The sequence below is a fragment of the Pseudoalteromonas sp. SCSIO_11900 genome (genome assembly GCF_000576475.1).
Lineage (GTDB): Bacteria > Pseudomonadota > Gammaproteobacteria > Enterobacterales > Alteromonadaceae > Pseudoalteromonas > Pseudoalteromonas tetraodonis.
This window is the reverse complement of record NZ_KK070023.1, coordinates 1,942,447-1,955,106: the sequence shown is the minus strand read 5'-3', so window position 1 is coordinate 1,955,106 and position 12,660 is coordinate 1,942,447. Positions and strand designations below refer to the sequence as shown.

Sequence of the window (12,660 nt, the reverse complement as noted above, 5' to 3'; positions counted from 1 at the left end):
GGCTTAATAAATAAACTTTAATCTAAATGCTAATTAAAAATTATAAGTAACATTCGCAAAAAATCTACGGCCTAAATTATCATATTGTGAATAAAGCGCACTGTTACCAACGGCTCTAACATAACTAGGAGATACTTGCGGTGGCTCTTCATCAAAAACGTTCGCAATACCCATTGTTACATCAAATTGGTCAAGCTTTAAATTACCTGATAGTGAATGGTAGAATACTTTAGGTGTTTCAGCTACAAAAGTAATATCTTCACCACGGTAAGTTGATTCATTTGAATCATCATAATATTCATAGTCATTCGTTTCATCAACATAGCGTGTAGTCCATGTTAAGCTCCAGTCATCCTTTTTGAATGTTGCTGAAATATTACCAACATGTTTAGGGTCACCAATCTCACCAATGTATTGGCTTGGCTCACTGTCAGCAAAAAGCTGGTAGGTACGTTCTAACTGAACAGTATGCTCAATGTTGAAGTATACCGAACCAAAATCAAAATCATCACGGTAAGTGAAGTTTAAATCAACGCCACGTGTACCTTGGTTTGCAACGTTAGTATAGCCACCGTAAATGGTATCGATGCTGTAATCACCATTAGTACCATCATTACGCGTAAACTGTGCACAAATAGGGTCACTTGGGAAGTTTTCAGAGTTATAACAAGTACTTGTTATATCACTCCCCCCTAAATTAGCAACTTGGTTACTAATATCAACTTTGTAGTAATCAGCTGAAAATGCATAAGTATTTTCCGGGCTTGTCCACACAAAACCAAAGCCTTCAGAAATTGAAGTTTCAGCTGTTAAACGCCCTGCACCACCACTTGTTACACTGGTTGCTGAGCTTGTACCTAAACCATCATAGTCTGTAGGTACACCAGACGCTAAACAGTTATCATAAATACGTTGTGAAACAGTGCCATCTGCATATCCTGAGCCGTAATCAAAACATGGATCAACTGAGTTCTGACCAAGAAAACCCGTTTGCCCTGCTAAATATAGTTCAAACAACGCAGGAGAGCGGAACGATGAACCGCGAGAACCACGTAATGTGAAGCCATCAACAATTTCCCAAGTCATGCCAACTTTAAACGTAGTGTCACTTCCGTAAGTAGATACATCAGTCCAACGCCCTGATGTTGTCAGCTCCATGCGTTTAGCCCATGATTCATCTTCAAAAAGTGGTAAACGAATTTCACCAAATACAGCGCGAGTGTTTTGAGAGCCAGCTGTACGACTAGCACTACTGCTTCCCCACATATTACCGCTTGCGCCATTTATTCCAGGGGTATCATCTAATTCATCTTTTTGGTAAGACATACCAAATGCACTGCCAACGGCACCAGCAGGTAATTCAAATAAATCGCCTGTAATATATGCTTCTAGTGTATGTTGTTTGTAGATGGTTACACCGGTCTCTTCACCAAATAAGAAGTTACGCACTTCATCTGAAGGGTTACCGTTAATTTGCTGAGGATCTGTCCAAGGCACATCTACACATGTTTTACCTGATATTTCAGTAACCTCACCAGAACATGATGTTCCGTTAAGTAAGTGATTTTGTGCCATAACCATTGAGTCGCGGTAAATTAATTTATTTTTATATTCACCTTCGTTATGGCTATTTTGATAAGAAATATCCCAATTCCAAAAACCTAAAGAGCCTTCTAAACCAAGCACAAAACGACGATAATCTACTGTTGTCTCATTACCGCTATGATCAGTAAGCGCTACAGGCATGACCCAAGCATCCCCATCAAAACCATCGTGATCGCTTGCAGGACGGAAGTTACCAATGTCTGCTGTCCAGAACTGACGGTAACCTTGGGTTTCAGTTTTACGTGAACTATATAGTAATTCTGCATAACCACTTACGTCATCAGTAAAGCTATAGTCACCTTGTACAAATAGTGAATATGTCGCTGTTTTAGGTATCATTGACTCTTTATCTGTAAATGGGTGTTGTTTATCCCACCAACCATCAGATTCTTTGTCAAAACCTACATTATACCAACCATCAGGAGTGGTGAAATCGCCTGGACCACTAGCGGCATCATTAAAGCTGGTGTAACCATTGCTACCAAAAAAGCCATCATAATCATAAGAGCCGTAACCAGAATCGAAATTAGATGCACCTGCATTGCTTAGCCATAAACCAAAGCCAGTATCATTACAGTGATAATCACCTGTACGAGGGTCGATAGGATCAGCTCGCTCACCGTCTTCGTTATAATATCTACGAGCAGTACAATCGAAAAACTCACGATCGCCTCGCTGTAACTCATGTTGTACTTTATAATCACCAACTACACGTATCGACCCTTTTTCAAACTCTTCACCGATTGAAAAGTTTACACGTTGCTGTTCACCACCTGACTCAAATGGTTGCGAAAGGTCAACTGAAATAGACTTATCATCACCTTTTTTAGTAATAATATTAATTACACCTGCAACCGCATCAGAGCCATAAAGAGATGATGCACCATCTTTTAACACTTCAATACGTTCAATTGCGGAAATTGGTAATGCATTCATATCAAATGATGATACTTGCCCACGAGTACCTGCAGGACCAGCACGACGACCATTCAACAGTACTAATGTACGATTAGCTCCAAGACCACGCATTGAAATAGTTTCAGCACCAGAACCGCCAGAAGTTACATAACCAACAGACAATGCCGATGTTACTTGGCTAGAGCCTGCAGCAATTGTACTTGTTCGTAATAACTCACCTAAAGATGTGATCCCTTGATTAGCTGCATCTTCAACAGAAATAATAGTAATTGGCGTATCGCTAGCAAAGCTATCTGTACGTATGCGAGAACCTAAAACTTGTATTTTTTCAACTTCTTGAGCACTCTCTTCTTCTGCAGCAAATGTACTTGCTGAGAAAGCAGCTGTAGATACTGCACCAAAAGCGATCGCTAAACGAACTGCTTTTGAAACTTTGTTATTTAACATGTGATTCTCCCTAGAACACTATTATATTTTTTATTTAACTAGACAGGCAAATATCAGCATTAAAACCTGTCTGTTATTTAACATCTTAAGCTTAACTTATGCACAAGGTCAACACCCCATTTACACTTAAGTTACAAGAACAAAATTTTTAACTTTATTTTTTTTACATATCACCAAGTTCTTTCAAAGGTTAAATAAACGACTTAAATTAAAAGTATACTTTTAAAACAATTAATTCTTTAATATCAAAAGCTTGGACTAACTATAAGGTTTAAATACTAAATAACTTAATTTGACTTAAGTAATTATTTTGTATGAGGTAATTATCACAATACTTGCTTTATTTAGAGCAAATAATAATTTTTTCATCTATCAATTTCTTAGAATTACATGGCTCCACGTCTAAATAGAATTTTACTGATTACCTATTACTCATATTAATAAAGATGTTAATTAGTCTTAATAAAACTAACTTAGCACCGCTTAAATAATATTATTTTAAATTAAACCAGCCAGTAATTGAGTATCTTGCAGCACGAGCAAAAGGAGTTACGTAAGAAACAGAATGCGGTAATTGCACATCAAAAAGAGATAAAACATTATTTTTAGGCTCAAAAGTTTCTGTCAGCTTTCCATCCATTTCATAAAAATGTAACAGACCACCCCAGTCTGGATGCCACTGTGGTGTAAAACCAAATACAAAAGCAATTGCTCTTTGCTTTGTAGGGAGTACATCATTATGTCGTGTCAAAAAATTTCCTGGTACATAGCGTGTTAATTGCACACTTGCACTTTTTAACCCCTTTACACCTGTAACATCACTAATCAATTTTAAAACTTCTTGGCCATTAAGATAATTAAATAGCTCCTTTAGTAATTCATCTTTTTCATTCTGAGTTATTTCATATCGCCCATAAAAAAAGCCAACCCCTTTACTCGCATTTCCATAAATAGTCTGCTGAAGCGCTCTCATTTTATTGGGAGACATATTTTTTAATTCATCATCTGATGATTGAATGTATTGGCCATTTAAAGAATATGCATTCAAATAAGGAATATCGTGTTTTAATTTTTCTGTAATTTGAGATAACCCATCAAACTCTAAAACACTATCAACCATAATTCTCTTATTTTTAGAGTATTCCCTATGTAAATTAACTACATCAATATTTTTATTTAGTTGAATCATAAATATTCCAAAAATAAAAAAGCCACTAAGAAGTGGCTTTTAAATAAAGTTTAAGTTTCTAAGTTATTAGAACTTAACTGTAGCTCGTACATATACAAAGCGATCCATATTAACGTCGTACTCTGTAACAGAGAAGTTGTTAGTTGAGATTGCAAAGTCATTGTTAGTGTATTCACGAGAAGGTTCTTTCGCGAATAAGTTCTCAATACCTACACTAATTTTAGTGTTGTAAGCGTCTAGCGCATAACCTACAGATACATCATGTACAAAGTAAGAACCAATGTAATCAGCCATACCTGGGTAATTTTCTGCGCCGTAAGCTAAGTCATAGTAGTTTTGCATACGGTCAACATAACGTGTTTGCCAATGCGCATCAAAGTCACCTTGCGACCAATCTAGAGCAAATGTGCCTTTATATTCAGGATAACCAGCATCGCCATACTGTACGCCTACTTGATCTTCGCCATCGAACTCGTTAGTCATTACATAAGACAAATCAAGAGATGTTCTGAAGCTACCGTACTCAGTATCAAACTTGTATGCAGTATAAAAATCTATACCTTCAACATTGTAGGTACCAGAGTTTTGTAAGAAGTTGCGTAAATCAACGATATTACCGTTAGCATCACGGTCAATGTAATCACAAGAAGATGCATTACTTCCTGAAGTACACTCGTTCAATATACGATTAGAACCGTAACGACCAATTGAGTTTTCAACTTCGATATCGTAATAATCGATTGTGAACTCTAAACCATCAACATAGCTTGGGTTATAAACAATACCAAACGTTTTAGATTCTGATTCTTCTGGTTGTAAATCTGGAGAAGAAACGCGAGTTTCACGGATCTGCGTATTAGCTTGTGAGTAACCATTTGGTACGCCAGCACAACCAGGTAGGCTTGGAACAACACCTTCTACAGAGTTACACGGGTCTGTTAATGTAGGGTATGCATCTGCATTACCTGCATATAAGTCAGAGATTGAAGGAGCTCGGTAACCTTCAGCCCAAGTACCACGAAGAAGTAAATCATCCATTGGACGGTATTCAACACCAACTTTAGCTGTAGAGTTACTACCATATGCGCTGTGGTCAGAGAATCTAATTGCTGGTGAAATAGTTAAACCATCAAATACTGGAATTGAAAGTTCTACATAAGCTTCATCTAAGCGGAAACCACCTGAAGTTGCATCACGTTGGTTACCTGAAGTTTCACCACTTTGAGTTAGTGGATCAGGCGTATCGTAACCTGACTCTTCACGACGTTCAAAGCCAACGGCCATACCTACAACACCTGCAGGTAACTCAAATGCATCACCAGCAAAGTTTACTGTGTAATCTTTAAGTTCTAAACCTTCACGAGAAACACTGTCAAATGTTACAAAATCAACCATATCTTGTGTAATTGAGCCAGCACCACCAAATAAGTTAAGTGGTACACAAGAAGTAGATGCACTACAGTTGTCACCTAATGCTTGGTTTATACGAGTAAGGTTAAGTAGACCTGTTGTTAAAACGTCTTGGCTATTCTTACCATAAATGTAAGAAGCATCCCAAACCCAAGATGTATCACCAATACCGCCCTCTAAACCAACCATTGCACGGTAAGTAGTATCATTTTGTCTGTAAATACGGTTACCCGCTTCTACAAAACGACGTTGACCAGCAAATGGGATATAACCTTCTACACCTGAGCGAGAAGCATCACCATACAGTGTTTCACCAAATGGGTTGTAGATATTATTTTCGTGGATGTCTACTCGGCTAGCGGCTGCACCAAAAGATGCACCAATTGTTAATGGCATCGCTGCAAGTAGCTGTGAAGATTTACGGTTAGTCATCATGAAATCTGATACGAAACGAACGTCATCACTTAAGTCATAAAAAGCTTGAACATAAAAACTGTTACGCTCTTGTGGCGTTGCAAGGTAGTTTTCAGGTGCATAGTTGTAAACATCACCAGCTCGGTCACGGAATGAATCTAAACCTACAGCTGAACCTGCACCGTTAGGAACTAAATCAAAACCAGCGTTTGACTCACCAGCGTTGTTTTCAGTGTAACCTTGAGCAAGTAAGCTATCACGAAGACCAGGGCTGATTGCACTTGAAGTAAGACGTAAACGGCCTTTTTCAGTTGTAGAACTGTTACCCATAGAAGAAATATCGCGATCACCAGCCCAAATTTCTTGTTGAGTTACATGGCTAGCATTAAACATTAAGCCGCCGCGGTCTGAAGTAGTACCAACAGTGATGTCTGCAGAATACTGACGACCATCGTTGTACTTTAAGTTTTCACCACCGTATACAGAAACCTCAACACCTTCAAAATCTTTACGAGTGATGATATTTACAACACCAGCAATAGCATCAGAACCGTAGATAGCAGAAGCGCCGTCTTTAACAACTTCAACACGTTCAATCGCTGACGATGGGATTGTGTTTAAATCAACTGTAGAACCTAAAGATGAAACCCAGCGCTTACCATTTACTAATACAAGAAGACGCTGTGCGCCTAAGTTACGTAAATCCATGTTTGTTGCGCCAGTACCACCGTTATTGAAGGCAGTATTAAGTGCAGCACCCGCAGCTGGAATTTGTTGAAGAATGTCACCGATGCTTAATTGACCACTAACGTTTAAATCATCACGGCTAAGAACTAAAACCGGGCTGGCACTTTCTAAATCAGTACGCTTGATACGTGAACCTGTAACCTGAATACGCTCAACTTTTTCTGCAGACTCTTCTTCTGCAGCAAATGAACTTGCTGAAAAAGCAGCAGTAGAAGCTGCACCAAAAGCGATCGCTAAGCGAACTGCTTTTGAAACTTTATTATTTAACATTTGATTCTCCCTAGAATACTATTTGTTTTTTATTTTCGACCACTTTTTGTTAATTAATTTGTGATCATGTCACAGATGATAATACTATGAATACAAGGCGGTCAACATTAAATTAACTTTAAAAATACTTTAAGTGACTTCTCGTTATCATTTTTACGTTTTTTTGTTTCGTTTTTTAAGCTCTTTTTCGAACCTAATTTATAAAAAACCCAGCCACAAAAAAAACAAACCACTGATTTAAAGGGGAATTATTTACTTTGTTTAGATTTTTATTTTTGTAGTGCTTTTGAATAAATATGTAACCAAAATCACAAATGTTAACTTTTACAATTTTTATGCAAAGTAGAAACTTAATATCGAAAAACAACCTATAAAATGTCTATTTACCTCATGACTAAGTTAAAATAATGTAGCTTGGGTAGACTCAGTTGGTGTGTTTAATGCGCTTAATATCATTTGCGCAACAGGGTCGAGCTGTCTTTGGATGTACAGTGGGTAGTTCAGAATGTTTTTACCGGTATAAAGCTCAGCGCCGGTTACTGCGTATACATATTCAATCACCTGCCCGCGTTTTATTTCAAACTCAGGATGATTCGCTTTGTATTTTTTAACAGCTTGAACATGAGGAGGAATATTTTTGATGTAATCGTTAAGGTGCTGCCCTAACCGCTTTCTATATACTAATTTACGGTCGAACTCACCATTATAAAGTTTTTGCGTGTAGCTGTTTATTATATTGTGCAGTTGCTGTATTTCGAAGTCGTCGGTAAATAAAGTCTCGAATAACTGTGTTTGAAACTCTTGTGCAAACTCAGTCCAATCACTGCGAACTGTTTCCATACCTTTAAAGACCAACTTTTTTTCATTGTTTTTTATTACTTGACCAACATAACGTTTTTTAGAACCTGTTTTTTTACCTCGTATAGTTGGCATAAAAAATGGACTGTAATGGGTTTCAAATTCAATTTCTAAATAGCTTTTTAAACCATAACGCTGCTTTAAATCTACTTGCCACTTTTCGTTGATATGTCGAACAAGTTGGCAGCCAATTTCGTTGCATTGCTCAGGACTGGTATCTTCACTAAGTTTTACAAACGTAGAGTCGGTATCACCATATATCACCTCAAAGCCTTGCGCTTCTATCCATTTACGGGTTGTTTGCATTATCTCATGGCCACGCAAAGTAATAGAGCTCGATAAACGCGGATCGTAAAACCGACAACCCTTAGAGCCGAGTACGCCATATAAGCTATTCATAATAATTTTAATCGCTTGCGAGAGCATGGGTTGATTAGTGTCTTTTGCTTCTTGGCGAGTTTGTGTCAGGTGCTCAATTAATTTTGGCAGGTGGTGCTGCGTTCTTGAGAATAACGCCTGATTAAATCCTTCAACCGCATGCTCTGGTGCATTTAACCCTGCGATTAAACCTAGCGGGTCAATACAAAACGTACGCATAATTGAAGGGTATAAGCTTTTAAAATCAAGTACCAAAACGTTTTTATACAGCCCTGGAGTCGACTCCATCACATAGCCACCGGGGCTTTCAAATGAGAGCCCATGATCGCCTAAATTGGGGGCAACATAACCACTGCGGTGTAATAACGGTAAGTATAAGTTTGTAAATGCGGCAACCGAGCCACCCATGCGTTCTAGTTCGAGCCCTGTTATTTGGGTTCTGACTATGGCAAATTCAAATAACTTTAATTTTTCGAAAATTTGATTAACCAAAATACAATCTTGGCGGTTATAAGCAGCAAGAACGAGCTTGTCTTCATTAAATTGGCGTACAATTTCAGATAATCGGTTATCGGTTTTTATTAATTTAGATTCGTTAAGCACACGCTCTGCAACATTAGCTAACGAAAAGCTGTCAAATCGGTAAGTCGCATTTTTTAATGTATCAATGCCATCTATTACGCAACGCCCTGGGAGTGTTAATCGGGTGTAATGACCCTTATTAATATATAAAGGTTGATTATCTCGGCCAAAGTTTAGAGTAAGCCCTAACGCCTCTGCGCGTTCTTGCAATAAACTAAAGTCAAAATCAATGACATTCCAACCAACAATAACATCAGGATCGTTATTTATAATGTACTGCTGCAGCTTGGTAAGTAGGTTAATTTCGTCATAGCACCAGTCTATTTCAAATGTCGAGTCGCTCTGCAGCTGCGGCTCACCTATCATCAATACGCAATCTAGACCATTTCCCACCAGTGCAACACTAAATAACACCCCGTCGCCATTGCATTCTATATCCAAAGAAACAGACTTAAGCGTTGGCGTATACTCGGTGTTTGCTTTTAGCTTTGCATCACTAATTTCAATAAAGCCGTTTTGAGCTTTGGCGTTACCCGCTACCCACACACCTCCTTTAATAAAGCGCTCCATTAAAAAGCGGTCGCTGTGGCGTACATCGGCCTCATAAATTGGCATTGCTTGTTCTAGTAGAGTTCGCGCAGTATATAAACTATGTATGTCGTTGAAGTAACAAGCCACACACTCGCTGCCACTAAAATGGCACAACTCAACCTTATTAAATTGCGCTTTTATATTTGCCTGTGCGAGTAAAGTATTTGCAGTCTGTTGCGCTGACAATGGGATGAAAAACACTGCCTGCTGGTTTTCAATAATAACTTTAAGTGGGCCCTGATCAGAGCTTAGCCAATAGCACAAAGTAATACCTTGTGCATTTTTAGCCGCGTATTGTTGCCTTGATAAAATAAAGCCCTGATAGATTGCTTGTGTCAATGTTCGATCCCACTTAATATATACACTGTAATTATATACATATTTTAGGTTAATCATCACATGCTATCGAGCTCACTTAAAAAAACAATTAGACAAGTACACCAGCATGTTGCAAATAACCTAACCGATTACCGCCCTCGCAGTAGTCAAAACTATTTAGTTGCTGAAATCGCCAAAACATTAGCCGGTGAATACCATAAAAAACAACGTATTTGTGTTATTGAAGCAGGCACAGGCACCGGAAAGTCATTAGCTTACTGCCTAGGCGCTCTACCACTGGCATTAGCACAAAAAAAGAAATTGGTTATTTCCACAGCTACTGTGGCTTTGCAAGAGCAATTAATCGCTAAAGAGCTGCCGTTTTTTAAAAAACACTCAGGGCTCGATTTTAAATTTGATTTAGTAAAAGGCCGCCAACGTTATATTTGTGCACACAAACTTCATAATGCACTAAACAGCGATAGCCAAACTCAAATGGAGTTTATGCCTACCCTTACATCGCCATTAAGTGATATGGAAACTAAGTGCTTAAAGCAACTTTACGATGCCTATATCAATAAAAAATGGCAAGGCGATAGAGACAGCTGGGCCGATACCATTCCTGATAGGGTATGGGGGCTCATTGCTTGCGATAAGCATGCTTGCCAACGCCAGATGAAAGCACACCAAACATGCCCGTTTCAACTGGCTCGCCAGCAGTTAATGCAAATGGATGTTTTAGTTATAAACCATTCGTTACTGTTAGCTGATTTAGATTTAGGGGGCGGAAAAATTTTACCCGAACCTGACAACACCATTTATGTAATCGATGAAGCGCATCACCTTGCGCATATTACCCGCGATTTTTCATCTGCTGCGGCTACAATAAAAGGCACGATAGATTGGCTCGACAAACTCACTAAATTTAGTGGCAAAATGGCCAAAGTGTTAGTGGGTCAAAAAGGTATTGGGCAAAACTTTAAGTTATGCGATAGCGTTAACGATGCTAACAAAGATTTAAAAGTGGTGCGCGATATACTCGACAACGCCGATTTTGAATATTCAAAAGACGATACCTATCGCTTTGAACATGGTGAAATACCTAAATCGTTACACGCTAAGGCAAAAGACATTAGTGAGGCCACGCTTGATGCATTACGGTGTTTAAATAAAATGCACGACACCCTCACCCAAGATGTAAGCGACGGTGATATTAAACCTTATATTGCCGACCCCATTTTGGCTGAAAGTGGGCAATACATAAACCGATTAGAGCAACTTAATAAATTATGGTTTAGTTACGCCACTAAAGGTGAAGGCACGCCGCATGCACGTTGGATAAAACGACTTGAATATAAAAGCCATCATGATCACTTGCTTAGCGACTGCCCCATTGAGGTCGGTTATTATTTAAAAGATAAGCTGTGGAGCGAATGTGCTGGAGCCGTGTTATGTTCAGCCACCTTGAGCGCTCTCGGCTCATTTGATCACTTTGCCTATGAAAGCGGCCTTGCCAAAGAGGAAGGGGTGAAATTTATTAAAGTCCCCTCTCCGTTTGACTACCCAAAACAAGCCACTTTACGCATTCCGGCCTCAAGTATAGAGCCAACAGATAAAGAATTTAGCGATCATATTGCTAAAACATTACCCGAATATCTGAACACTAAAAAAGCCAACTTAGTGTTATTTGCCTCTTACTGGCAAATGGACCATGTAAGTAAGTTTCTTAGAACAAAAGGTTTTAACTTATTAGTACAAGGTGAAATGTCACGAGAAACTTTACTCAAATTACATACTAAAAATATTGATGAAGGCAAAGGCAGTATTTTATTTGGCACCCAAAGTCTTTCTGAAGGGCTTGATTTACCTGGAAAGTATTTAGAAAACCTGATTATTACCAAAATTCCGTTTGCGGTGCCCACCTCGCCAATAGAAGAAGCACAAGCAGAGTTTGTGCAAAGTAAAGGCGGTAATCCGTTTTTATCGATAACCGTGCCAGACGCAGCAAAGAAATTGGTACAAAGCTGTGGTAGACTGCTGCGCAAAGAAAGTGATGCAGGCACAATAACTATTTTAGATAGACGCCTAGTCACCAAACGATATGGCAAAGCCATGCTTGACACCTTACCACCTTTTAAAAGACAAATAGATTACTGATGTTTGAACTTGCACTCGACCCAACAACTTGGGCTATTTTATGTGGCGTTGCACTTTTAGCGGGCTTTATTGATGCTATTGCTGGCGGCGGTGGATTACTTACTGTACCAGCACTGTTAACGGCGGGATTGCCTCCTCACTTGACGCTCGGCACTAATAAATTGGCCGCCAGTTTTGGCTCGTTAACCGCCAGTATTACCTATTATAAAAAACAGTTATTTAACCCACGATTTTGGTTTGCTTCTATTATAGCTACCGCCATAGGTGCTTTGTTAGGCACACTTATTGTTGATCATTTAAGCATTGAGTTTTTAAATAAACTCTTACCCATCATTATTATTTTAGTGGCTTGCTACAGCTTGTTTGGTAATTTAAGTACCACACAAAGTGATGATCTGCCTAAATTAACCCGCACAATAAAAGTAAAACAGTGGCTACAAGGATTAAGCCTAGGTTTTTTTGATGGTTTAGCTGGTCCTGGAACGGGAACTTTTTGGACTGCCTCAAACGGTATGCTTTATAAAATGAGCTTGCTACTTAATTGTGGTTTGGCGCGTTCAATGAATTTTGTTTCTAACTTTATCTCGCTGATCACCTTTGTTGCACTTGGCCATGTTAACTTTTTACTGGGAATTACAATGGGCTTCTTTATCATGCTTGGTGCATGGTTTGGCGCACATTCAGCTATTCGTTTTGGCAGTAAATTTATTCGTCCAGTATTTAATACTATGGTTATACTTTTAGCGTTAAAACTAATTTACGAGGCATACTTTTAA

General features: G+C 38.7%; 6 protein-coding genes. 2 read left to right on the top strand and 4 right to left on the bottom strand.

All coding sequences use genetic code 11. The features are described from left to right. Positions 1-33 precede the first annotated feature (33 nt). The 4 genes from BG00_RS09045 to BG00_RS09030 all read right to left on the bottom strand — a co-directional run bounded on the left by BG00_RS09045 (position 34) and on the right by BG00_RS09030 (position 9,748). On the bottom strand, positions 34-2,970 hold the full coding sequence (locus tag BG00_RS09045) for a TonB-dependent receptor plug domain-containing protein (RefSeq protein ID WP_036982016.1): 2,937 nt from the start codon (positions 2,968-2,970) through the stop codon (positions 34-36). A 493-nt stretch (positions 2,971-3,463) separates the two neighbouring features. Continuing rightward, the gene (locus BG00_RS09040) at positions 3,464-4,159 is read right to left on the bottom strand and encodes a 2OG-Fe(II) oxygenase (RefSeq protein ID WP_036982015.1); all 696 of its coding nucleotides are present in this window, start codon (positions 4,157-4,159) and stop codon (positions 3,464-3,466) included. A gap of 66 nt (positions 4,160-4,225) precedes the next feature. Next, on the bottom strand, positions 4,226-7,000 hold the full coding sequence (locus BG00_RS09035) for a TonB-dependent receptor plug domain-containing protein (RefSeq protein ID WP_036982013.1): 2,775 nt from the start codon (positions 6,998-7,000) through the stop codon (positions 4,226-4,228). 399 nt (positions 7,001-7,399) lie between these two features. Continuing rightward, complete coding sequence (locus tag BG00_RS09030) at positions 7,400-9,748, bottom strand: DNA polymerase II (RefSeq protein ID WP_036983421.1); 2,349 nt, start codon at positions 9,746-9,748, stop codon at positions 7,400-7,402. 60 nt (positions 9,749-9,808) lie between these two features. Between BG00_RS09030 and dinG the strand changes: the two genes are divergently transcribed. Then, on the top strand, positions 9,809-11,884 hold the full coding sequence (gene dinG / locus BG00_RS09025) for an ATP-dependent DNA helicase DinG (RefSeq protein WP_036982010.1): 2,076 nt from the start codon (positions 9,809-9,811) through the stop codon (positions 11,882-11,884). Further along, entirely contained in the window at positions 11,884-12,660 is a 777-nt protein-coding gene (locus BG00_RS09020; protein ID WP_036982008.1) for a TSUP family transporter, read from the top strand. Before dinG ends, BG00_RS09020 begins: the two co-directional genes overlap by 1 nt.